25 protein-coding genes and 1 pseudogene are annotated in these 20237 nt (G+C 63.0%); 17 read left to right on the top strand and 9 right to left on the bottom strand.

The genetic code is table 11. From position 1 onward, the window contains the following. Position 1 precedes the first annotated feature (1 nt). Entirely contained in the window at positions 2-181 is a 180-nt protein-coding gene (locus LZ496_RS08675; RefSeq protein ID WP_249904235.1) for a hypothetical protein, read from the top strand. A gap of 362 nt (positions 182-543) precedes the next feature. Beyond that, entirely contained in the window at positions 544-780 is a 237-nt protein-coding gene (locus LZ496_RS08680; RefSeq protein ID WP_249904236.1) for a hypothetical protein, read from the top strand. 7 nt (positions 781-787) lie between these two features. Here LZ496_RS08680 and nadB read toward each other — a convergent pair whose 3' ends face one another. Together nadB and LZ496_RS08690 are read right to left on the bottom strand one after the other, a co-directional pair. Then, positions 788-2371 carry an L-aspartate oxidase gene (gene nadB, locus LZ496_RS08685; protein WP_249904237.1) on the bottom strand — a complete coding sequence of 528 codons (1584 nt, stop codon included), beginning with the start codon at positions 2369-2371 and terminating at the stop codon, positions 788-790. Further along, positions 2368-3303 (bottom strand): ABC transporter ATP-binding protein, encoded by a 936-nt coding sequence (locus LZ496_RS08690; RefSeq protein WP_249904238.1) that lies wholly within the window; start codon positions 3301-3303, stop codon positions 2368-2370. The genes nadB and LZ496_RS08690 overlap by 4 nt, the downstream gene beginning before the upstream one ends. Positions 3304-3422: 119 nt before the next feature. Between LZ496_RS08690 and LZ496_RS08695 the strand changes: the two genes are divergently transcribed. The 3 genes from LZ496_RS08695 to LZ496_RS08705 are packed head-to-tail and all read left to right on the top strand — an operon-like array spanning position 3423 to position 5238. Continuing rightward, a complete protein-coding gene (locus LZ496_RS08695) occupies positions 3423-3620 on the top strand; it encodes a zinc-finger domain-containing protein (protein WP_249904239.1) in 198 nt (65 codons plus the stop codon). Beyond that, the gene (gene tldD / locus LZ496_RS08700) at positions 3617-5029 is read left to right on the top strand and encodes a metalloprotease TldD (RefSeq protein WP_249904240.1); all 1413 of its coding nucleotides are present in this window, start codon (positions 3617-3619) and stop codon (positions 5027-5029) included. The genes LZ496_RS08695 and tldD overlap by 4 nt, the downstream gene beginning before the upstream one ends. After that, positions 5026-5238: a putative signal transducing protein gene (locus tag LZ496_RS08705; RefSeq protein ID WP_249904241.1), complete on the top strand. Its 213-nt coding sequence runs from the start codon at positions 5026-5028 to the stop codon at positions 5236-5238. The genes tldD and LZ496_RS08705 overlap by 4 nt, the downstream gene beginning before the upstream one ends. Here the strand turns inward: LZ496_RS08705 and LZ496_RS08710 are convergent. Then, complete coding sequence (locus LZ496_RS08710) at positions 5235-5648, bottom strand: protein tyrosine phosphatase family protein (RefSeq protein WP_249904242.1); 414 nt, start codon at positions 5646-5648, stop codon at positions 5235-5237. The two genes, LZ496_RS08705 and LZ496_RS08710, sit on opposite strands and share 4 nt — an antisense overlap. After that, a complete protein-coding gene (recQ, locus tag LZ496_RS08715) occupies positions 5632-7413 on the bottom strand; it encodes a DNA helicase RecQ (RefSeq protein WP_249904244.1) in 1782 nt (593 codons plus the stop codon). The genes LZ496_RS08710 and recQ overlap by 17 nt, the downstream gene beginning before the upstream one ends. Before the next feature lie 75 nt (positions 7414-7488). Here recQ and LZ496_RS08720 point away from each other — a divergent pair, with 75 nt between their 5' ends. Together LZ496_RS08720 and LZ496_RS08725 are read left to right on the top strand one after the other, a co-directional pair. Next, positions 7489-8934, top strand: a complete 1446-nt coding sequence (locus tag LZ496_RS08720; RefSeq protein WP_249904245.1) for an ATP-binding protein — start codon at positions 7489-7491, stop codon at positions 8932-8934. A gap of 34 nt (positions 8935-8968) precedes the next feature. Further along, positions 8969-9763, top strand: a complete 795-nt coding sequence (locus LZ496_RS08725; protein ID WP_249904246.1) for an agmatinase family protein — start codon at positions 8969-8971, stop codon at positions 9761-9763. 8 nt (positions 9764-9771) lie between these two features. Here the strand turns inward: LZ496_RS08725 and LZ496_RS08730 are convergent, their stop codons facing one another. Beyond that, on the bottom strand, positions 9772-10077 hold the full coding sequence (locus LZ496_RS08730; protein WP_249904247.1) for a hypothetical protein: 306 nt from the start codon (positions 10075-10077) through the stop codon (positions 9772-9774). A gap of 106 nt (positions 10078-10183) precedes the next feature. Between LZ496_RS08730 and LZ496_RS08735 the strand changes: the two genes are divergently transcribed. Then, entirely contained in the window at positions 10184-11869 is a 1686-nt protein-coding gene (locus tag LZ496_RS08735; RefSeq protein WP_249904248.1) for a DEAD/DEAH box helicase, read from the top strand. A 5-nt stretch (positions 11870-11874) separates the two neighbouring features. Here LZ496_RS08735 and LZ496_RS08740 read toward each other — a convergent pair whose 3' ends face one another. Next, the gene (locus LZ496_RS08740; RefSeq protein WP_249904249.1) at positions 11875-13683 is read right to left on the bottom strand and encodes an ABCB family ABC transporter ATP-binding protein/permease; all 1809 of its coding nucleotides are present in this window, start codon (positions 13681-13683) and stop codon (positions 11875-11877) included. Between the two features lie 112 nt (positions 13684-13795). Between LZ496_RS08740 and LZ496_RS08745 the strand changes: the two genes are divergently transcribed. The 5 genes and pseudogenes from LZ496_RS08745 (at position 13796) to LZ496_RS08765 (ending at position 16351) form a co-directional block, all read left to right on the top strand. After that, complete coding sequence (locus tag LZ496_RS08745; RefSeq protein ID WP_249904250.1) at positions 13796-14041, top strand: hypothetical protein; 246 nt, start codon at positions 13796-13798, stop codon at positions 14039-14041. Positions 14042-14068: 27 nt separating this feature from the next. Beyond that, positions 14069-14902: pseudogene (locus LZ496_RS08750) on the top strand (SDR family oxidoreductase). A 373-nt stretch (positions 14903-15275) separates the two neighbouring features. Beyond that, the gene (locus LZ496_RS08755) at positions 15276-15464 is read left to right on the top strand and encodes a PspC domain-containing protein (RefSeq protein WP_249904251.1); all 189 of its coding nucleotides are present in this window, start codon (positions 15276-15278) and stop codon (positions 15462-15464) included. Between the two features lie 93 nt (positions 15465-15557). After that, positions 15558-15710, top strand: coding sequence for a hypothetical protein (locus LZ496_RS08760; protein ID WP_249904252.1), 153 nt, complete (start codon positions 15558-15560; stop codon positions 15708-15710). A 53-nt stretch (positions 15711-15763) separates the two neighbouring features. Continuing rightward, the gene (locus tag LZ496_RS08765; protein ID WP_249904253.1) at positions 15764-16351 is read left to right on the top strand and encodes a lysophospholipid acyltransferase family protein; all 588 of its coding nucleotides are present in this window, start codon (positions 15764-15766) and stop codon (positions 16349-16351) included. On the opposite strand, the gene LZ496_RS08770 is transcribed toward LZ496_RS08765, so the two are convergent. After that, positions 16348-16641, bottom strand: a complete 294-nt coding sequence (locus LZ496_RS08770; protein WP_249904254.1) for a TFIIB-type zinc ribbon-containing protein — start codon at positions 16639-16641, stop codon at positions 16348-16350. The genes LZ496_RS08765 and LZ496_RS08770 overlap by 4 nt on opposite strands. Positions 16642-16790: 149 nt before the next feature. On the opposite strand from LZ496_RS08770, the gene LZ496_RS08775 reads away from it, so the two are divergent. The 3 genes from LZ496_RS08775 (at position 16791) to LZ496_RS08785 (ending at position 18822) form a co-directional block, all read left to right on the top strand. After that, complete coding sequence (locus LZ496_RS08775) at positions 16791-17315, top strand: peroxiredoxin (protein ID WP_249904255.1); 525 nt, start codon at positions 16791-16793, stop codon at positions 17313-17315. A gap of 320 nt (positions 17316-17635) precedes the next feature. Further along, positions 17636-18403: a transglutaminase-like cysteine peptidase gene (locus LZ496_RS08780; protein ID WP_249904256.1), complete on the top strand. Its 768-nt coding sequence runs from the start codon at positions 17636-17638 to the stop codon at positions 18401-18403. Positions 18404-18429: 26 nt separating this feature from the next. Then, entirely contained in the window at positions 18430-18822 is a 393-nt protein-coding gene (locus LZ496_RS08785; protein WP_249904257.1) for a DUF1810 domain-containing protein, read from the top strand. Between the two features lie 9 nt (positions 18823-18831). Here LZ496_RS08785 and LZ496_RS08790 read toward each other — a convergent pair whose 3' ends face one another. Then, positions 18832-19320 carry a RidA family protein gene (locus LZ496_RS08790; protein WP_249904258.1) on the bottom strand — a complete coding sequence of 163 codons (489 nt, stop codon included), beginning with the start codon at positions 19318-19320 and terminating at the stop codon, positions 18832-18834. Positions 19321-19465: 145 nt separating this feature from the next. On the opposite strand from LZ496_RS08790, the gene LZ496_RS08795 reads away from it, so the two are divergent. Then, complete coding sequence (locus LZ496_RS08795) at positions 19466-19798, top strand: Mpo1-like protein (protein ID WP_249904259.1); 333 nt, start codon at positions 19466-19468, stop codon at positions 19796-19798. 17 nt (positions 19799-19815) lie between these two features. On the opposite strand, the gene LZ496_RS08800 is transcribed toward LZ496_RS08795, so the two are convergent. Next, the gene (locus LZ496_RS08800) at positions 19816-20130 is read right to left on the bottom strand and encodes a YciI-like protein (protein WP_249904260.1); all 315 of its coding nucleotides are present in this window, start codon (positions 20128-20130) and stop codon (positions 19816-19818) included. Positions 20131-20237: the final 107 nt, after the last annotated feature.

The following is a 20237-nucleotide window of genomic DNA, read 5'->3' on the forward strand; positions in this document are numbered from 1 at the left end:
AATGGCGGAAAAGTTCGAGCGGCATCGGCAGCCCTGGACCAGTGACGAGATCCAGAAGCTGCACCGGCTGGCGGCCAAGGGAATGGGACTCAAGGCAATCAGCAAGGCACTGACGCGGAGCGAGGAGTCAATCCAGGCCCGCGCGAAGCAGGACGGGCTGAAGATCAGCAAGCTGCGCTAAAGGGCCTGGATTTAGCGCTAGGCAGCCGTGATCTCTTCGAGCCTGGCCCTGATCCGGCGATATGACGGCGAAAAGGTGAGCAGCAAACGGTGCCGCAAGCTTGCCATCAGCGAATATGCAACGGACATGGGTTCCCCTCCCATCCATACGCAATCCCCGATTCCAGCAGGCAAAACAGCAATCGTTACGCCAGTCAATCGATCTTTGAATCTATCCCCAGAATTCTCAGCCCTGTTGCCGGACGGACTCACCGGAATCGGCAAATTCTGGGGGTAATTGCGCAGGCAGCCGTTTGATGACAAATTAAATGCTTCCGCGCCCGTCACAATTCTCAGGGAAGGACGGCATTGGGGGGGACCGCGTTGCAGCCAGTTCGGCTCGTGCTGTTATTGCTCGTTGGCCCACGCGAAGGCGAGAACGACTTCCTGGAGTTCCCGTCGGTCGAGGAAGCCGTTGCCTATGCGCGCGAGCTTTACGGCGAGCGGCGCTTCCAGCTTGAAGGCATAGAAGACCGGAGCGGGCGCTCGGTGGTCTGCTATGACGATCTGCACGACCGGTGCCGCGCACCCGACCGATTCCAGGAACGCCGATTCGGCTGATTTTCCTTCAAGGAATCAGGACGGTATCCACGGCTTCACTGGCCATTTCGGGGTAATCCAGCGTGTAATGCAGTCCACGGCTTTCATGCCGGTTCAGCGCCGACCGGACGATGAGGTCGGCGACTTCCAAGAGGTTCCGGAGCTCGATGAGGTCGGGCGTCACCCGGAAGTGGCGGTAATAGTCGCCGACTTCCTGCCGAAGCATGTCGATCCGACGCTTGGCCCGTTCCAGCCGCTTCGTGGTTCGGACGATGCCGACGAAATTCCACATGAAGCGGCGGATCTCGCCCCAGCATTGCTGGATCACCACGTCCTCGTCGCTGTCGGCAACCCGGCTTTCGTCCCAGGCGCGGATCGGCGGCGGTTCATGATGGTCGGGCCAATGGTCGAGGATATGCTTCGCGGCGCTTTCGCCGAACACCAGGCATTCCAGCAGCGAGTTGGACGCAAGGCGATTGGCGCCATGCAGGCCCGACTGAGTGACTTCGCCGGCGGCATATAGGCAGGGCGCGTCGGTCTTGCCGTCACTGTCCACTACCACGCCGCCACAAGTGTAATGCTGCGCCGGGACCACCGGGATCGGCTGTTTGGTGATGTCGATCCCGAGGCCAATCAGCTTTTCGTAGATGTTGGGGAAGTGCGCCTTCACGAACTCGGGATCGCGATGGCTGATGTCGAGATGGACATAGTCCAGGCCGTCGCGCTTGATCTCATGGTCGATCGCCCGGGCAACCACGTCGCGCGGCGCAAGCTCGGCCCGCTCGTCATAATCCGGCATGAAGCGATGGCCGGTTTCGGGATGCTTCAGCAAGCCGCCCTCGCCGCGGACCGCCTCGGTGATCAGGAAATTCTTGACCTCCAGATTATAGAGGCAGGTCGGATGGAACTGCATGAATTCCATGTTCGAAACGCGGCACCCCGCGCGCCACGCCATGGCGATTCCGTCGCCGGTCGCGCCGCGCGGCGCGGTTGAGAAAAGATAGGTTCGACCCGCCCCGCCTGTCGCAAGCACAGTCGCTCGCGCCGTCAGCGTATCAACGGATTCCGTGGCGCGGTTGAAGGCATAGAGGCCGTGGACGGCACCGCTGGTCGAAAATTCCTCGGCATGGCGGCCGGTGATGAGGTCGATCGCCACCATGTCGGGAATAAGGGTGATGTTCGGGTTGGCGGCCGCGGCCTTTTCCAGCGCTTGCTGGATTGCCCAGCCGGTTGCATCGGCGACATGGACGATGCGCCGATGGCTATGCCCGCCCTCCTTGGTCAGGTGGAGGGTGCCGTTCTCGGTGGCGAACGGAACGCCCAGCTCCTCCAGCCGGGCAATCGCCGCCGGCGCTTCGCTAACCACATGCTCTACGATGGCGAGATTGTTGAGCCCCGCTCCAGCGATCATCGTGTCCCGGACATGGGCCTCGAAGCTGTCCCCTTCCTCGAGGACAGCAGCGATGCCTCCCTGGGCCCAGCCGGTGGCACCGTCGCTCAAGCGGCCCTTGGCGATGACGCCGACCTTCAGCGACGTAGCAAGGTGCAGCGCAGCGGTGAGGCCGGCTGCGCCGGAGCCGACGACAAGGACATCGAAGCTCCGCGCGCTCAAGCCGCAGCCTCGCGAGTGAGACTCAGGAATACATCCTCAAGGTCCGGGTCGCGGGTCGATACGTCGACGATCCCGAAGCCCCTGCTTTGCAGCGCATCGAGCACTTGCCCGGCGTTCACCTTGTCCTTGCGATAGGTGATTTCGATCGTCCTCGGCCCCGTAACGTCGATCTTTTCGAAGACAGTAGCGTCGGGAATGCCGTCAATGTCGCGATCAACTTCCACGACCACGGCCTTGTCCTGCGCCTTCGCAACCAGCGCTCGGGTCGGCTCATTTGCGATGAGCTTGCCATGGTTGATGATCGCGATCCGGTCGCACAGCTGCTCGGCTTCTTCGAGATAGTGGGTGGTCAGCACCACCGTGACGCCCTGCTTGTTGAGGCCCCGGACATAGTCCCACAGCTGCTGGCGAAGTTCGATATCGACGCCGGCGGTCGGTTCGTCGAGGACCAGGATGGGCGGCGAATGGACCATCGCCTTCGCTACCAGCAGCCGCCGCTTCATTCCCCCGGACAAGGTCCGTGCATAGGCATTCGCCTTGTCGGTGAGGTGCACCGCGGCCAGCAGCGCGTCGGTGATCCGCTCCGACTTCCGGACGCCGTACAACCCGGCCTGGATCTCAAGCGCCTCGCGGGGCGTGAAGAAGGGGTCGAACAATATTTCCTGGGGGACGATCCCGATCGACCGCTTTGCATTGCGGGGATGCTCTTCGATGTCAAAGCCCCAGATTTCAGCCGTCCCGCCGCTTTTCACGACCAGGCCGGCCAGGATGTTGATCAGCGTCGATTTGCCCGCTCCATTGGGTCCGAGCAGGCCGAAAATCTGGCCGCGCGGCACGTCGAAGCTGACCCCGTCCAACGCGCGCTTCGGCTCGCTCCCCTTGGACCGGTAGGTCTTGCACAGGTCCCTGATGCGGATTGCGGGCTCGATCATGCCGATTCGCATAGCGGGGCGTCGGTTATTGCGAAAGCGGAAGCCGTGAATGATGCATCACCGCCAGATAAGAGCCCACTCTTGTTGAAGCGGCGGGACGTGGTTGCTAGGGGCATCCCATGCAACCGCATCCTGAAGTCTTTCGGACCAAGCATCACCGGGTCCATTGCGACGGCTCCGGCCAGGTCGACGCCGCGCTCGGCCATCCCCGCGTCTATTACCAGATCGACGACGAGGTCGGCTTCGTCGACTGCGGCTATTGCGATCGCCGCTTCGTCCTTGAAGGCGGCCCCGCAGACAATATCTCAGGCTCGTGAATCCCCGCGACCTACTCTACCGCAGCCTCGATCCCGCCCAGGCGGCCGCGCTCGCCGCGCGCCACTTGTCGGCGCATGACGATGGCGAGCTTTATCTTCAGCATAAGGTCACCGAAGCGTTCGGCTTCGACGACGGCCGGCTGAAGACCGCCGACTTCAACACGGCTTCGGGATTTGGCTTGCGGGGGGTCACCGGCGAAACCACCGCCTTCGCCCACGCAAATGAAATCAGCGCGGCCGCGATCGAGCGGGCCGCCCAGACGCTGAAGCTGCTCGATGCCGCAAAGGGTCTTGCTGCCACCCCGCCGCCTCGGACCAACCGTTCAATGTACGGTTCTGAAGATCCGTTGTCGGCGCTTCCCTTCGCGAAGAAGGTCGAACTCTGCCAGGCGATCGATGCCGCCGCCCGCGCCCGCGATCCGCGTGTTGCGCAGGTCAGCGTTGCGCTGTCGGGAAGCTGGTCGGTAGTCGAGATCGTCCGGGCCGACGGCTTCGTCGCGACTGACGTCCGGCCTTTGGTCCGTCTCAACGTTTCCATCGTCGCCAAGCAGGGCGATCGGCGCGAGACAGGAAGCTTCGGACTCGGCGGTCGCTACCTTTACGACCACCTGTTCGAACCGGCGACCTGGAACCGCGCGATCGACGAGGCGCTTCGCCAAGCGCTGGTCAATCTCGAAAGCGTGCCTGCGCCGGCGGGGGAAATGCCGGTGGTGCTGGGCCCCGGCTGGTGCGGTGTGCTGCTTCACGAAGCGGTCGGCCATGGCCTAGAAGGCGATTTCAACCGCAAGGGCACATCCGCCTTTTCCGGCCGGATTGGGGAGCGGGTCGCGGCGCCCGGCGTGACGGTAGTCGACGAAGGCGCGATCGAGAATCGCCGTGGATCGCTAAGCATCGACGATGAGGGCACGCCCACGTCGCGCACCGTGCTGATCGAGGACGGTATCCTGAAAGGCTATCTGCAGGACCGCCTCAATGCCCGCCTCATGGGCATGGAGCCGACCGGCAACGGCCGGCGCGAAAGCTTTGCCCACGCGCCGATGCCGCGCATGACCAATACCTTCATGCTTGGCGGCCAGGATGATCCGGGTGAACTGATCACCCGCGTCAAGGACGGCATTTTCGCCAAGAGCTTCGGCGGCGGCCAGGTCGACATCACCAGCGGCAAGTTCGTCTTTTCCTGCACCGAGGCCTATCGCATCGAGGGCGGAAAGCTGGGCGCCCCGATCAAGGGCGCGACATTGATCGGCGACGGGCCGAGCGTGCTCACCCGGGTCAAGGGCATCGGCAACGATATGGCGCTCGACGAAGGCGTCGGCATTTGCGGCAAGGGTGGCCAGTCAGTGCCGGCCGGCGTTGGCCAGCCGACCTTGCTGATCGACGGGCTGACCGTTGGCGGGACGGCTGCTTGAGTCTTATAGAACTGGCCGGCTACGGAACCCGGGTCGAAGCGGAGTTGGCTCGCCTTGCACTCGACGCAGAGGGAATCGAAGCGGTCATCTTCGACGCGGAAACCAACAGCTTCTTCGGCGGCGGCGGACTTATTTCGGTCAGGCTGATGGTGATCGAAGAGGATTACGACGAGGCCGCCGAAATCCTGAAAGCGGACCGAAAGGCTTAATCCCGCAGCAGGTGAGCTACCGGGCCAAGGTCGAAACCGGCCTGGCTTGCGCAGCGGTCCAGCTCTTCACGAGAAACCCCGTCTTCGCTCCTGGCGATTGCCCACGCCAGCGTAGAGCGATTTCCAGATCGACAGAAGGCGAACAGCTTGCCGTCACCGGCCGAATGGATTGCCTCGCGCATCGCTTCGACGTCGGACGGTCCCATGCCGCGCGCAATCGGGACGTGGCGGTAATCGATGCCGGCTGCCTTTGCCGCCGCTTCGATGTCCTCACCCTCGGGTTGGCCGACATCTTCATTGTCCGGGCGATTATTGACGATCAGCGTGACGCCCAGCTCCTTCAGGGTCTGAACCTCGTCCGGATGGATCTGCCCCGACACATAGGTCTTTTCGTCAAGCTGCCGGTGCATCTTCGACCTCCTTGGCCCGGGCGATCGCATCGAGCAGCGACTCACCATGGCGTTCAAGCTTTGTATCGCCGATCCCTTCGATCGTCGAAAGCTCCGACAGGGATGCGGGTTTTCGGGCCGCGACCTCGCGCAATGTCGAGTCGTGGAAGATAACGTAAGGCGGGACGCCCTGCTCCTTCGCCCGCTCACGCCGCCAGTCGCGTAAGGCTTCGAACAGCGGGTCGTGCGGATAATCCGCCTGCCCGCGCTTCCGCCGCACCCGCTTTGGCGGGACGGCGATCACCAGGCTCTGTTCGCCCTTCAGGATCGGCTTGGCGCCGGGCCCGAAGCTCAGCCCGCCATATTCGTCGGCCCGAAGCGCGTCGCGGGCCAGCAGCGATCGCGCCACCGGCTTCACCAGTGCCAGCTCTTCCGCATCCATGATCCCGAATACGGACAGGCGGTCGTGCCCGAATTGCCGGACCTTCTCATTGTCGTTGCCGCCCAGCACCGCCTCCAGATGCGCCACGCCGAACCGCATCTCGGTTCGGAAGGCGGCGCTAAGCAGCTTCTGCGCCACGGTGGTCACATCGATCGTCGCTGGCGGCTCCAGGCAATTGTCGCAATTGCCGCAACGCTCCGGCGGCTCCTCGCCGAAATGGCGGAGCAGGATCGCGCGCCGACAGGTCGCGGCCTCGACGAAGGCGGCAAGCATGTTCAACCGCTCGCGCTCCTGCGGCCGCCGCTCCGGCTCGACTTCCGTCTCGATCCTGCGGCGGGCTCTCGCGAAATCGTCCGCGCCCCAGAACAGCCAGGCCTCGGCCGGATCGCCGTCGCGCCCGGCACGGCCGGTTTCCTGATAGTAAGCCTCGATCGACTTGGACACGCCCGCATGGGCGACGAACCGTACGTCGGGCTTGTCGATGCCCATCCCGAAGGCGATGGTCGCGGCCATCACCATTTCCTCGCTGGCGACGAAAGCCGACTGGTTGCGGCTCCTGACCTTCGGCTCGAGCCCCGCATGATAGGGCAGCACACGGCGCCCCGGCGCATCAAGCTGCTCGGCCAGCTTCTCCGCGGCGTTGCGGCTCGGCACATAGACGATGCCCGGCCCCGGCTGGTCCTTCATCAAAGCGCCGACCTGCCGCGCCGCTCCGTCGCGCGGCCGTACGTGATACCGGATGTTGGGCCGGTCGAAGCCGGCAACGATCAGCCCGTCCGCTCCAATCCCAAGCTGAACCAAAATGTCGGCCCGCGTCCTTTTGTCGGCAGTCGCTGTCAGCGCCAGCCGAGGCACCTCGCGGTGCTGGTCGAGCAGTGGCAGGAGCAGGCGATAATCGGGCCGGAAATCATGGCCCCATTCGGAAACGCAATGCGCCTCGTCGATCGCGAACAGGGCGATATCGGCTTCCTGCAACAAGCGAGAAAAGCCCTCGGTGGTCGCCCGCTCGGGCGCGACATAGAGCAGGTCGAGCTTCCCATCGCGAAGCGCGTCGCGGATGGCGCGCGGGTCTTCGCTGGCGCTGGTGAGGGCAGCGGCGTTGATTCCGAAGCTTTCGGCACTCCTAACCTGGTCCTGCATCAGCGCGATCAGCGGAGAAATGACGATCGCCGTTCCATGCCGCGCAAGCGCCGGCAGCTGGTAGCAGAGCGACTTGCCCGCCCCGGTGGGCATCACCGCCAAGGTGTGGTGGCCTTCCAGGGCGCGCGCCACGACCTGCTCCTGCACGCCGCGAAAATGGGAAAAGCCGAAACGGTCGTGGAGAAGCTGATGCACACTGGTCACAGCCGCACCATTGCCGCGCCTTGGGCACTGCGCAAGCTTGCGCTTTGACTCCCGGGCCTGCCATGGACGGGTGCAATGACGGTGCGCGTAGACATGGGCGTCGACGGGAAGGGCGACGCCATCCCGATCGATCTTGAGGAGCTTCTGGCCACCCGTCTGCTCGTGCAGGGCAATTCGGGCAGCGGAAAATCGCACCTGCTCCGCCGCCTCCTCGAAAAAAGTGCAGGGCAGGTTCAGCAGGTCGTAATCGATCCCGAGGGCGATTTCGTCACCCTCGCCGACCGCTACGGCCATGTGCCGGTCGAGGCCGCCGACCATAGCGAGCGCGACATCGCCCGCCTTGCCGCCCGCATCCGCGAGCACCGCGCCTCGGTAGTCCTCAGCCTCGAAGGGCTGGAGGCGGAAGGGCAGATGCGCTGCGCCGCCGCCTTCCTGTCGGCGCTGTTCGAAGCTCCGCGCGATCATTGGTATCCGGCGCTGGTGGTGGTCGACGAGGCACAGCTGTTCGCGCCGGCGGGGGGCGGCGAAGTCGCCGAGGAGGTGCGCCGCGCCTCCCTGTCGGCGATGACCAACCTGATGTGCCGCGGCCGCAAACGCGGCCTTGCCGGTGTCATCGCCACGCAACGCCTTGCCAAGCTCGCCAAGAATGTCGCCGCCGAAGCGTCCAACTTCCTCATGGGCCGGACCTTCCTCGACATCGACATGGCCCGTGCCGCCGACCTGCTCGGGATGGAGCGCCGCCAGGCTGAGGCGATCCGGGATCTTCCGCGCGGCACCTTCCTCGCGCTTGGCCCGGCCATCTCGCGCCGGCCCATTGCCGTAGCCATCGGCGAAGTCGAAACCCGCGCCCGCTCGATGAGCCCCAAGCTGGTGCCGCTCCCCGAAGCGCTGAGCGAAGGCCTGCAGGATCTCCTCTTCGCACCGGGAGACGACGCCCCAACCGTTATCCGGGCCTTGAGCCGGGATCCGCCTTCCTTACCTTCGGAAGCGTTGCTCCAGGCCATGGCGGCAAGTGTTCCGGCCCTGCCGTCCATGCCAGCCAAGACCGACGAGGAATCAGCCGAAATCATCGCCGATGTCCTTCGTGCCATCGTCGACGACCCCGATAGCGGCGCCCGCTCCGGCTCGATCCTGTTCCAGGACTTCACCGTCCGTTGCCGTATGGCCGGGATTCCTCGCCCGCCGCTCGATCTGGCCGAATTCACGCGCCGGCTGTCGATGGCGCGCGCCGGAATCTTCGACACCGCCGACGACAGCTGGGCGTCAGCGCTGGAGGCTGCGCGCAGCTTGCCAGATGATATGCTCGGTCCGTTCCTGCTCGTGGCCCGCGCCGCGCGCGAAGGTGCGCCATGCCCATCCGACGAAGCAATCGCCGCCAGCTACGGCACCGCCTCGCTCGGACGCGCTCGGCGCCTGCTTCAATATATCGAAAGCCGGGAGCTGATCGTCAGCCGCGTCGATCTATCCGGCAAGCGCTCGATCGCCATTCCCCGCCTTGGCTGGAGCACGGCCGCAGCCTAGCATCGGCGTTTCGGTCCATTTGACGGAGGAAGCAGTGAAGCCGGTTCGACTGATCGGATTGCCGACGGATTCCCATTCGTCATTCCTGCGCGGACCGGCACAGGCCCCCGATGCGATCCGGGCGGCGCTCTCGTCCGACCATGGAAACATGGCGACGGAGTCAGGCGCGGAGCTCGGCCTCGACATCGCGCTCGAAGATCTGGGCAATCTGCAGCTCGAAGAGTCAGCGGGCGATTTCGATCGTATCCGTAAGGCCGCGTCGGCTGCCGCCAGCGCAGGCGCCACGCCCGTCTTTCTCGGCGGCGATCATATGGTCACCAACCCGATCGTCGCGGGCCTCGCCGAAATATATGGGCCCGTGAACATCCTTCACTTCGACGCCCATCCCGACCTCTACGACGATTTCGAAGGTGATCCCTTGAGCCATGCTTCGCCCTTCGCCAGGATCATGGAACGGGGTCAGGCAACTCGCCTCGTCCAGGTCGGCATCCGAACCCTCAACACACACTGCCGACAGCAGGCGGGGCGGTTCGGCGTCGAAATCGTCGAGATGCGCAACTTCGCGGCGGATAGCGTGCCGATCCCTTCCGCGCCACTTTACGTCAGCATCGATCTGGACGCGCTCGACCCGGCCTTTGCGCCGGGGGTTTCGCACCATGAGCCGGGCGGGCTTTCGGTTCGCGACATTCTTTCGGTACTTCACAGAATCGAGGGGCCGATCGTCGGCGCGGATGTGGTCGAATATAATCCGACCCGCGACATCAACGGCATGACCGCCGTCGTGGCTGCGAAGTTTGCGAAGGAATTGGCTGCCATCGCCGCGCGCTGAACGAACCGTCAGAACTTGATCTTAATCCGCGCCATCAGCCTGTTCGACGTGAAGCCGCCAACGTTTGCGCTTTCGGTTTCGGCGCCCACTGCCACTCCGTCGGCGATCGCGATTTCGGCCTTTGGAACTTGCGTCGCCGGGGCAGGCGCCGGCTGCTTGAGCCGGTAAGGACTATAACTGTCCGGGCGAGCGCAGACCACGATTTCCTCGCTGGTCGATTTTTGAGCGGCGCAGGGCTGAGGGATGGTGAGGTCGATCCGCTCGGGCGGACGCGATGTAACGGCTTGAGCCAAGACAGCGAGAACAAGCGACATCGGACGCTCCACTTCCACGCCAAAGCTGTCCCAATCATCTGGGTTTGGCAACCGCTTCGCTGCTGGCCCTATCGCTCGGCGCCGTTTGCGAGTAGGCGCCTCGGCCATGCAACAATCCAATATTCACCCCGCCCTCGCGGAAGCGTTGGCCGCGCGCGGCTATGATACGCTGACCTCGGTCCAGTCGGCCGTCGTCGCGGGCGAAGCCGATGGCCGAGACCTGATCGTGTCGGCGAAGACCGGCTCCGGAAAGACCGTCGCATTCGGCCTCGCCATCGCCGGCCAGATGCTGGAAGGCGATCGCGCACCCTGGACCCGCGAACCGCTCGGCCTTGTCGTCGCCCCGACCCGCGAACTGGCCATCCAGGTCAGCAAGGAGCTGGAATGGCTCTACGCTCCGGCCGGTGCCCGCATCGTCACTTGCGTCGGCGGCATGGACCCGATGAAGGAACGCCGCGCGCTTCAGGGTGGCGCGCATATCGTCGTCGGAACGCCGGGCAGGCTTCGCGATCATCTGGAACGGGGCGCGCTCGACTTGTCCGCGCTTCGGGTCGTCGTCCTCGACGAAGCCGACGAGATGCTCGACATGGGTTTCCGCGAAGAACTTGAGGAAATCCTCGACGCGACTCCCGACGATCGCCGGACCTTGCTCTTCTCGGCGACCATGCCGCGGCCGATCGTCGCGCTTGCCAAGCGCTATCAGCGGGATGCGATGCGTATCGAGACGATCGGCGATCGGGAAGCGCACGCCGACATCAGCTATCAGGCGGTCGCGGTTTCGCCGACCGATATCGAACATGCGGTGGTCAACGTCCTTCGCTTCCATGAGGCGGAAACGGCAATCCTGTTCTGCGCGACCCGTGACGCCGTGCGGCGCCTCCACGCCAGCCTCACCGAGCGCGGATTCCAGGCCGTCGCTTTGTCCGGTGAGCATAGCCAGTCGGAGCGGAACAATGCGCTTCAGGCATTGCGCGACAAGCGCGCCCGCGTCTGCGTCGCGACCGACGTCGCCGCGCGCGGCATCGACCTCCCGTCAGTCTCGCTTGTCATCCATGTCGAGCTTCCGCGCGATGCCGAGACGCTGCAGCATCGGTCGGGCCGCACGGGCCGCGCCGGGCGCAAGGGCATCGCCGTGTTGCTCGTTCCTTTCCGCCGCCGCCGAAACGTCGAAACGCTGCTTCGCAATGCGCGCATCCAGGCCGAATGGATCGACGCACCAATCCCGGAGCAGATCCGTATCCGGGACCGCGAGCGGTTGCTGGAATCCGTCACCGCGCCGATCGAATTGGACGAGGAAGATCAGCTGCTGGCGGGGCAGTTGATGGAGAAGCTGTCGCCCGAAGCCATCGCGGCCGCGCTGGTACAATCGCTCCGGACCGACCTTCCGTCGCCCGAAGATATTCTTGGGTCGGGAGCACGCGAAGAGCGCGGCGAACCCGGGCCGCGCGCGGGCTTCGAAGGCTCGACCTGGTTCATGATCAATGCCGGCCGCCGCCACAACGCCGACCCGCGCTGGCTGCTGCCGCTGATCTGCCGCTACGGGCACGTCAATCGCAAGGAAATCGGCGCGATCCGTGTTGCCGCCAACGAAAGCTATTTCGAAGTGACAGAGCGCGCTGCGCCCGGCTTCATCAAGGCGCTCCGCCGCGCGACGATCGCGCCGGAAGATCAGGGGATGGTGATCGAGCAGGCCCAGCCGCGCGATGCTCCGCCGGCGCAGCGTCCGAAACATTCGGCCTTTATCAAGCCGCGCGGCGGGCCGATGGGACGGCGGAAGAAGGGCGCGAAGTAAGCGCCCTATTCAGCGATTTCTTCCAGCTCGCGTTCCGCTGCCTGCCGAGCCCAAAGCTCGGCATAGAGGCCACCCTTGGCCAGCAGCTCGGTATGAGTGCCGCGCTCGGCCACCCGGCCGGCGTCCAGCACGACGATCTGGTCGGCCCCGACCACCGTCGACAGGCGATGGGCAATGACGATGGTGGTGCGGTTTCGCGCCACGTCATTGAGCGTCGCCTGGATCGCCTCTTCGGTCCGGCTGTCGAGCGCGGACGTGGCCTCGTCCAAAATCAGAATCGGCGGGTCCTTCAACAGGGTGCGCGCAATCGCGACCCGCTGCTTCTCGCCACCGCTGAGCTTCAAGCCGCGCTCGCCGACCATCGATTCATAGCCCTGCGGCAAGGCGGCGATAAAATGGTCGATCGCAGCACCCTTGGCCGCTGATTCGACGTCGGCTTCGGTCGCTCCTTCCCGGCCGTAGCCGATATTGTACCCAATGGTGTCGTTGAACAGCACCGTGTCCTGCGGGACGATCCCGATCGCGGTACGAAGGCTGTCCTGCTTTACCTGCGCGATATCCTGCCCATCGATCGTGATGCGACCGGCCGTCGGGTCGTAGAAGCGGTAGAGCAGCCGGGCGAGCGTCGACTTGCCGGCGCCCGACGGGCCGACCACGGCCAGGCTGGTCCCGGCCGGAACGTCCAGCGTCACGCCTTTCAGGATGATCCGCTCGGGCTCGTAACCGAACGCGACCTCCTCGAACCGTACATGGCCGTCCGCGACTGCCAGCACGGGTGCATTGGGCACGTCGACGACTTCGGCGGGCGTATCGGTCAGGTCGAACATGGCCTCCATGTCGATCAGCCCCTGGCGGATCGAGCGGTACACCCAGCCCAGCATGTCGAGCGGCCGGAACAGCTGCATCAGAAGCGAATTGACCAGCACGACGTCGCCCGGCGTGAAGCGGCCCTGGCTCCAGCCCCAGACGGTAAAGCCCATGGCCCCCGCCATCATCACATTGGTGATGAAGCTCTGGCCGATGTTGAGCCAGGCCAGCGAGGTCTCGTTCTTGACGGCGGCGCGCGCGAACTTCTCGACCGCTTCGTCGTAACGCCGGGCCTCGCGCTCCTCGGCCCCGAAATATTTGACCGTCTCATAGTTCAGCAGGCTGTCGACGGCTCGGCCGATCGCCTTGTTGTCGACCTCGTTCATCTCGCGCTGGAGATGCGTGCGCCAGTCGGTCACTTTGCGCGTGAAGATGATGTAGGCCGCGACCATCACGAGCGTCGCGGCAACCAGTCCCGGACCGAACTTCAGGTAGAAGATGATGCAGATGGCGGTCAGTTCGAGGACTGTCGGGGCGATATTGAACAGCAGGAAATAGAGCATCATGTCGATGCTCTTGGTCCCGCGCTCGACAATCTTGGTGAGACTTCCGGTCCGCCGCTCGAGGTGGAAGCGGAGGCTCAGTGAATGGACATGACGGAACACCCGGGCCGACAGGCGCCGCGCTGCATTCTGTCCAACCTTTTCGAACAGGGCATTGCGAAGATTGTCGGCCAGCACCCCGCCGAACCGGGCGCCGGCATAGGCCACAACCAGCATCAGCGCGGCGGTCCAGGCCGCCGCCTCTCCGCTCATCGCATCGACTACCGCCTTATAGGCGAATGGCATTGCAAGTGTGATCGCCTTGCCGGCGAGGACCAGCACGACCGCCAGAACGACGCGAAGCCGCAAGGCAGCATCGTCCTTCGGCCACAGCATCGGCAGGAATCGCCATAGGACCGAGAAGCCGCCCTTCGGCTTTTCCAACTCTGGGGCGGCGCTGCTCATCGCCTGATCACTTAGGAAGCCGCTGCAGTGTCCGCAACGGATGCGACGAACCGATTGGAACAACGGGCATTTTCAGGCCGTTATCAAGGCCATTCCTGACGGAGAGTTTATCATGGGTCCCGGTTTCTACGTCATCGCCATTCTCGGTTGCGCCGACGGCTCTGCCGGATGCACGCCGGTGGCGACGTTGCCGACCCGCTACGAGAGCCGCGATGCCTGCCAGGCCGGTACGGAACTGGCACTGGGCGCGAGCGGCGATTTCGATTTCCCGACCTTGCTCGCCCAATGCCGCCCGGGAAAGGCGCCGTCCGCCGAACATAGTGGCGATCGCGTTCCGGACGGCGCGCGGCGAGGCTGAGTCGTGCCCTCTACCGACACCGAACCGATGATCCATGAGGATGAACTCCCCGGGGAGGAAGGCAGCCTCAAGCCGAAGCCCGAATGGGAACCGCGATATCCAGGCTGCGGGCGGTTGGACGGCAAGGTCGCCATTGTTACCGGAGCTGACAGCGGGATTGGGCGTGCGGTCGCTGCACTCTATGCACGCGAAGGTGCGGACGTCGCAATTTTCTACCTCTGCGAGCATGAGGACGCCGAAAAGACCAAGGCCATTGTCGAAGGCGAAGGACGCCGCGCAATCCTCGTCCCGGGCGATCTAGGCGATCCGAATTTCGCGCCGCGCGCCGTCCAGAAGGTAATCGATACGTTCGACCGGCTGGACATCCTGGTCAACAATGCGGGCGAGCAGCATGCCGACAAGGATATTCGCGACATCACCGACGAGCAGTTGCGCCGCACCTTCCAGACCAACATATTCTCGATGTTTTACCTGGTACAGGCCGCGCTGCCGCACCTGAAAGACGGTGCCTCGATCATCAATTGCACCTCGATCACCATGTATAAGGGAAGCCCCGAGCTCCTCGACTATTCGGCGACGAAGGGTGCCATCACGGCCTTTACCCGCTCCCTGTCGCAAAGCCTGATCGAGAAGGGCATTCGCGTGAACGGCGTGGCGCCCGGCCCGATCTGGACTCCGCTCAATCCGTCCGGCGGCCAGAAGCCCGAGGATATTCCGAAGTTTGGCAAGAACACGCCAATGGGTCGTCCGGGCTAGCCCAATGAAGTGGCGCCCAGCTTCCTGTTCCTTGCCTGCGATGATTCCAGCTACATGGCCGGCCAGGTCTTGCACCCCAATGGGGGAACGGTCGTCAACGGCTGACGGGACTTGTCCACAATCGGACAGCGTGAACAACCAATCCGGACATCGCCGCCCAAGCGGACCGATATTTCCCGGCCGAGGTGGTAATTTCCACCAATGCTAGGTGGGAATTCCCGCCAAATTATAATAATTTCTTATCAGCACTATTGAAAAACAACGATATTTTCCAATTGGCACGCTCCCTGCAATAGGTGTGGAGAGCCCGATCAAGGGTTCGAAAAAGGGAGTATTTGAAATGACCTTCTCGTTCGTTGACAGCCGGCAGATCGCTACCAGCCTCGCCGCCGCTCTGATTACGTCGCTTCTGTTCGTTTCGGCCGCCACCTCGCTGCCGATCGCCTAAGACTGAACTCAATCGAAGAAAGACAAGGCCATGAATGATCGCTTTGTCATCAACCGCAACCGCGCCAAGGTCATGGGCGTGTGCGCCGGCCTCGCCGACTGGCTGAACGTAGACGTTCTCGTCGTCCGCCTCGGCGTCGTCATCGCCACGCTGATGACCGGCCCGGTTGCAATTTTGATCTATATCCTGACCGGTTGGCTGGCGAACGAGGACCGCTAAGCGGCTTTCGCCAGCCAACGCTCCATCTGTTCTTTAGGGGCCCGCTGTGGCACCATTGCCATTCGACCATGTTTCGACCTCAAGGAGTCGGCGATGGAACGGCATGGAGACGAAGTACATCTCAATGAAACCGAGGCAACCGGCGGCGTAAAAGCGCAAGGAGTGCGCTATGTGCTGGGCTTCTCGCTGCTGCTGGTCGTGATCGCCATGTCCGCAATCTGGATCCTGGGATCCGTCCTCCGCTAACTCGCTCCGTCACCGCTGGACAATCAGGCATTTCGCCGGGCATCCCTATGTCCATGGGGGGACATCGGCTCAACTGGCTTGAACGGCTGATTCACTGGATTCTTCTGCGATGGTTCGTCCGCAATGGATGGACGGTTAGTGGAACGCTTCCGCCCGATCTCAAGATCGTGATCATGGGCGCATCCCACACCAGCAACTGGGACTTTCTCGTTTTCCTTGGGGCAGTCCATTCGCTGAACCGCAAGGTTCATTTCATCGGCAAACACAGCCTTTTTCGATGGCCGCTGGGCGGTTTCATGCACGCCCTGGGTGGCATCCCGGTCGATCGCGGCTCACGGCAAGACCTCGTGAGCCAGGTCGTCGCGCAATTCGACGCGCATGACGAATTCATCCTTGTCGTCGCCCCCGAAGGGACGCGTTCGAGGACGAAAGAATGGAAAACGGGATTCTACCAGATCGCACTGAAGGCGGGGGCGCCGATCGTCCCCGCCGGCCCGGATTTCCCTTCGAAACGTGCCGTATTCGGCGCCGCGATCCGGCCGACCGGCAATTACGCCGAAGACATGAAGCCGGCCTTCCACTTCTTCCGGACGATCGTGCCGCGCCACCCGGAGCGTTCCGATTTTCCGGACGGCTTCTAGTCGAACAATTCCTCGAGGAAGCTCTTCCTGCGCTTGTGGGGCTTGCCGTGATAGTCGTGCCCATAATTCTGCTGAGGCGGCTGCGCACCCCAAGGCTGACCTTGCGGCTCGCGTGATACCGGCGCGGCCTGTTCGACTGCACCGCTCCGCTCGATGATCTTGTCGAGCTCGCCACGATCCAGCCATACGCCCCGGCAGCTCGGGCAATAGTCAATCTCGATGCCCTGACGCTCGCTCATCACCAGAGTGGCGCCGTCGATGGGGCAAGCCATGGGTCCGTTACTGGGCATCAATCTCTCCTGATCGGTACGTTCCTATCGGGTTCGCGGCGGATCCAACGGCTGGCAAGGACAATTCGACCAACCGAGCGGACCGGCCGCTGCTTGCAGGACGTGATAGGTAAGGCCTAGTGTCGCCGCGAGGCAGAGGGAGTCGATCGATGAAGCGCTACATCCCATTCCTGGTTGCGGCTTTCATGTCGGCGCAACCCGCTTCGGCGGCATTGCCGGTTGGGGCCACGGCCCCCGATTTCCAGACGACGGGAGCACTCGCCGGTAAGCCGTTCAAGCTGCACCTCAAGGATCAGCTGCGCCACGGTCCGTTGGTTCTATACTTCTATCCCAAGGCCTTCACCCAAGGCTGCACATTCGAAGCAAAGGCATTTGCCGATGCGATGCCGGAATTTCGCAAGGCAGGGGCCAGGGTCGTCGGCATGAGCGCCGATGATCTGGAAACGCTGAAGCGCTTCTCGACCGAAGCATGCCGCAGCGCCTTTCCCGTGGCGACAGCCTCGGCGCAGACCATCAAGGCCTATGATGTGGTGTTGAAGCAGAAGCCGGAACTTACCGACCGCACCAGCTATGTCATCGATCGCAAGGGCAAGATCGTCATGGTCCATTCCGAACTCGACTGGAAGGATCATGTGGCAAAAACGCTTGCAGCCGTCAGGTCGTTAAAGCGCTAGATTCTGGCGAATCGCCACTCTTGAACCTGTTGCCGCCAGTACGGCTGCTCGCCGCCAATCAATCGCTTCGTCGATAACTACGGTTAACCGGATCGGCAAAATGGGACTCGGACCGGAACAATCTTTGTTTCGAGTCGTTTCCGCAACGAACCGCAGAAATGCGCTGGAATCCGTAGGCAGAGTTGATTTGCGTTAACCATCTAAGCACTTCAATAGCCACCATTTTCTGGGTTAATTTGACCCACCCGCCATTAACCACTTCCGTTAATGGGCAAATGGAGTCACCTTCATGACGATGATTTATCGGGGAGGGGTGCCTCGTGGCTAAGCAATTGATTGGAGCGGCGATTGTCGGCGCCTGTTTGGCGGCCGCGACGCCTGCCTGGGCGGACAGCGTCGAAGCTGCGGCAACGCCGACGACCGCTTCCGCTTCGGATAAGTATAGCCCGGTTGTTATCAACAAGCGGGGAATGCAGCTGAGGAAGTCCAGCCGTCCCCTTTCGTTGGACGCGCCTTCCAGTCCGGATGTCTTCGGTACGGTTGCTTTGAACGCCGGCGTGACCTTCTACGACGCGCGCTTTCGCCGCGTCGCATCAACCGACAACAAGGACCCCCTTGTCTTGAGCCTCGCACAGGCCGCTGTCGGTCTCGATCCCGTTGCAAAGCTCCAGATGGTCCAGCAGGAAGTCAATCAGCGCGTGCGCTGGATGCACGATCTCGACAATATGGGCGTTGCCGATTTCTGGGCCAACGCTGGAGAAACTTTGCGCCGCGGTAGTGGAGACAGCGAAGATATCGCGATTGCCAAAATGCAGGTGTTGAAGGCTGCCGGATTCAGCCCGAAGGACCTCTACATCAGCATCGGAAAGCATAATGTGCGCGGGGCACATGTCATATTGCTGGCTCGAGCCGCAGGACGCTTCTACGTGCTCGACGACACGCTGCAGAATATAACCACGCCCGCAGAGCATGCCCGGTTCACGCCGGTCATGACCCTGGGCCAAGGTGCCAGCTGGATTCACGGCAAGCGGGTTGCTGGCCCGCGGGTCGCAAGCACGTCCGGTACGACGAAGACTGCCGCAAAATAATCGCTTACGCTGGCCTTCAGGCAAGCATGACCGCCGATCCGTTCAAGCTGGGCCGCTTCATCGCTGCGCATTCCGGCGGCGTCTACGAACAGGCGCTTGCCGAACTGAGCGCTGGGCGCAAGACCAGCCACTGGATGTGGTTTGTCTTTCCGCAACATCGCAATCTCGGCCGTAGTTCCACCGCCCAATTCTACGGCCTTGGCGGCGTTGAAGAAGCGGCAGCCTATTCGGATCACCCCTTGCTTGGCGAGCGCTTGCGCCAATGCTGCCGAGCTATTCTGCCGCATCTTCATGTTCGGCCCGCCGAAGAGATCCTTGGACCGATCGACGCTTTGAAGCTCCGGTCCTCGATGGAGATTTTCGCGGCGGCAGTTCCCGCGGATGCGCTGTTCAAAGAGGTTATGGACGCGATCCGCTAGCTCGTTGACCTAGCCTTGCGGTGTCCTGCGAGCGACGACCTTGATTTCAACCAGGCCCCCATCCGGGACGAGCCTGTCGATATCAATCGCCGTCCACGCGGGAAACGGTTCTCTGATGTAGCGGTCCTTGACCTTGCGAAACCCTTCGAATTGGGCGGGCAGGTCGGTGTGGAACGTGGTGATGTCGACCACGCCGTCGAAGCTCGATCCGGAACGTTTCAGCACATCGCCCAGCATCCTGAAGGCCTGGTCATAGGCTTTGTCCGCATCCGCCATGGACTCGCCGGGGCGTAGCCCTGCGACCACGCCTGACAGCCACACCCGGTCGCCGTCGATCACCGCTTCGGCGAAGCCCCACTCGTTGAAGAACTTCCGCACTTCGGGACGGTTCGGGACGACGACATTCTGCGGCTGCCGAGCGAAGGGGGCCGCGCCGTTGGCGGCCGCTGGCTGGGTTGCGGCCTGCGCCGCGACGGCAAAGATACTCAGACTCAACATGCTGCGCTCCCGATGGATTTGGCGGCCGATGCACGATCGGGCTCTGATTAGCTCGCCCGGTTCGACCGAGGTTCGGGGAACGTCGACGGGTCGACAAACGGCAGCCACCGTGGACAGGCCGAGCCTGCGATGGCAGGCTTGGGCCATGTCACGAGCGTTTCAAAGCTTCCAGGAATTCTGGCCATTCTATCTTCGTGAGCATTCGAAACCCAAAACGCGGCTACTTCATTATATTGGCACCAGCATCGTGGTTGCGCTCGCCGTCTTAGCGCTCCTGTCCGGCCGGTTGCTCCTGCTGTTAGCCATACCGCTGGCGGGATACGGCTTTGCCTGGTTCGCGCATTTCCGGGTGGAGCGAAATCGGCCTGCTACCTTCACCTATCCCCTCTGGTCGCTGGCGGCGGACTTCAGAATGTGGTGGCTTTGGTTGACTGGCCAGCTGGCGGGCGAGTTGTCCAAGGCCGGCATCGAACAGTGAGGCCAGGGAGCCGCGACCTAAGAGTTTGAAGGGCGCACGGGCGTTAGCGCAAGGTCGCCGACCACCGTCGTCCACTCTCGAACATGCCAACGAGCGACCATTCCGCTGGTCACATAGGGGTCAGCGCGCGCAAAGCCTTCTGCGACTGACTTGTCGTCGCCCACAAACATCAAAACCGCACCGTCAACGGGGTCGGCCAGGGGTCCGGCGATAACCATTTCGCCCCGTTCTTGGGCTGCCCATGCCAATGCCAGATGTTCTGCACGGAATTGGGGCCGACGTTCCACATAGTAGGGACCAGCTTCGTAGAAGAGCAGGAAATGCTTTGCCATGTGCCATCCCTTGGTCAGCGGCCGGTAAGTCCGGCCTTTCTCGACTATTCCCGGCGTTTCAGAATGGGTCAAATGCAAGCGCAAACCCCCGACGAAGTTAACCTTTT

This window comes from Sphingomonas caseinilytica, assembly GCF_023516455.1.
In the GTDB taxonomy this organism is placed as follows: Bacteria; Pseudomonadota; Alphaproteobacteria; order Sphingomonadales; family Sphingomonadaceae; genus Sphingomicrobium; species Sphingomicrobium caseinilyticum.

What these genes read in the sequence shown, in the direction of transcription:
- LZ496_RS08675 (WP_249904235.1), top strand. Translation starts at nt 2, where the DNA reads ATGGCGGAAAAGTTCGAGCGGCATCGGCAGCCCTGGACCAGTGACGAG.
- LZ496_RS08690 (WP_249904238.1), bottom strand. Translation starts at nt 3,303, where the DNA reads ATGATCGAGCCCGCAATCCGCATCAGGGACCTGTGCAAGACCTACCGG.
- LZ496_RS08695 (WP_249904239.1), top strand. Translation starts at nt 3,423, where the DNA reads ATGCAACCGCATCCTGAAGTCTTTCGGACCAAGCATCACCGGGTCCAT.
- LZ496_RS08710 (WP_249904242.1), bottom strand. Translation starts at nt 5,648, where the DNA reads ATGCACCGGCAGCTTGACGAAAAGACCTATGTGTCGGGGCAGATCCAT.
- LZ496_RS08720 (WP_249904245.1), top strand. Translation starts at nt 7,489, where the DNA reads ATGACGGTGCGCGTAGACATGGGCGTCGACGGGAAGGGCGACGCCATC.
- LZ496_RS08730 (WP_249904247.1), bottom strand. Translation starts at nt 10,077, where the DNA reads ATGTCGCTTGTTCTCGCTGTCTTGGCTCAAGCCGTTACATCGCGTCCG.
- LZ496_RS08735 (WP_249904248.1), top strand. Translation starts at nt 10,184, where the DNA reads ATGCAACAATCCAATATTCACCCCGCCCTCGCGGAAGCGTTGGCCGCG.
- LZ496_RS08740 (WP_249904249.1), bottom strand. Translation starts at nt 13,683, where the DNA reads ATGAGCAGCGCCGCCCCAGAGTTGGAAAAGCCGAAGGGCGGCTTCTCG.
- LZ496_RS08745 (WP_249904250.1), top strand. Translation starts at nt 13,796, where the DNA reads ATGGGTCCCGGTTTCTACGTCATCGCCATTCTCGGTTGCGCCGACGGC.
- LZ496_RS08755 (WP_249904251.1), top strand. Translation starts at nt 15,276, where the DNA reads ATGAATGATCGCTTTGTCATCAACCGCAACCGCGCCAAGGTCATGGGC.
- LZ496_RS08760 (WP_249904252.1), top strand. Translation starts at nt 15,558, where the DNA reads ATGGAACGGCATGGAGACGAAGTACATCTCAATGAAACCGAGGCAACC.
- LZ496_RS08765 (WP_249904253.1), top strand. Translation starts at nt 15,764, where the DNA reads ATGGGGGGACATCGGCTCAACTGGCTTGAACGGCTGATTCACTGGATT.
- LZ496_RS08770 (WP_249904254.1), bottom strand. Translation starts at nt 16,641, where the DNA reads ATGCCCAGTAACGGACCCATGGCTTGCCCCATCGACGGCGCCACTCTG.
- LZ496_RS08775 (WP_249904255.1), top strand. Translation starts at nt 16,791, where the DNA reads ATGAAGCGCTACATCCCATTCCTGGTTGCGGCTTTCATGTCGGCGCAA.
- LZ496_RS08785 (WP_249904257.1), top strand. Translation starts at nt 18,430, where the DNA reads ATGACCGCCGATCCGTTCAAGCTGGGCCGCTTCATCGCTGCGCATTCC.
- LZ496_RS08790 (WP_249904258.1), bottom strand. Translation starts at nt 19,320, where the DNA reads ATGTTGAGTCTGAGTATCTTTGCCGTCGCGGCGCAGGCCGCAACCCAG.
- LZ496_RS08795 (WP_249904259.1), top strand. Translation starts at nt 19,466, where the DNA reads ATGTCACGAGCGTTTCAAAGCTTCCAGGAATTCTGGCCATTCTATCTT.
- LZ496_RS08800 (WP_249904260.1), bottom strand. Translation starts at nt 20,130, where the DNA reads ATGGCAAAGCATTTCCTGCTCTTCTACGAAGCTGGTCCCTACTATGTG.